We start from the raw sequence: 654 nt of genomic DNA on the forward strand, positions 1-654 counted from the left end.
AGGTTCCTGTCCCTGTAGAGGTGCCGGCTGAAGCAGATCGGGTCCTTTCGATTGCTCTTGGGCGGGATGTTGGCCCAAGCTCCGCGTTCCCCGACGAGGGCGCGCAAGGCGTTGGCGTCGTAGCCCTTGTCGGCCATCAGCATCGAACCGGGAGCGAGATGGCCGATCATGTCGGCGGCGCTGGCGATGTCGCTGGCTTGCCCCGCCGTCAGCTTGAGCTGGATCGGGCGCCCTTGCGCATCGACGAGGGCGTGGATTTTGGTGGTGAGCCCGCCTCGCGAGCGACCGACACAACGATCTCGACCCCCCTTTTTCCGGTCGCCCCCTGTTGGTGGACCCGCACGACCGAGGTGTCGATCATCTGGACGTCGCCGTCGTAAGCCTTTGTGATCGCGTCCATCAGCCGATCCCAGATGCCGGCTTTGCGCCAGCGGTTGAAGCGATTGTAGATCGTCGTCGGTGGGCCGTAGCGAGCCGGGACATCCGCCCAGGGCGCACCCGACCGAAGCACCCAGAAGATACCGTTCAGGACCCGCCGATCATCGACCCGCGGCACGCCGCGCGGCTTGTTGGGAAGATGCGGCTCGATCGCCGTCCATTCCAAATCGCTGAGTTCGTAGCGTCCCATCGCCAAGCTCCTCTTTCGGAGCTTGA

General features: G+C 64.7%; 1 pseudogene. It reads right to left on the minus strand.

The annotated features are described in order from the left end of the window. A pseudogene (locus AX750_RS20150) lies at positions 1-634 on the minus strand (IS5 family transposase); the annotation flags it as partial. Positions 635-654: the final 20 nt, after the last annotated feature.

It is taken from the genome of Methylobacterium sp. CCH7-A2 (assembly GCF_001557075.1).
GTDB lineage: Bacteria > Pseudomonadota > Alphaproteobacteria > Rhizobiales > Beijerinckiaceae > Allobosea > Allobosea massiliensis.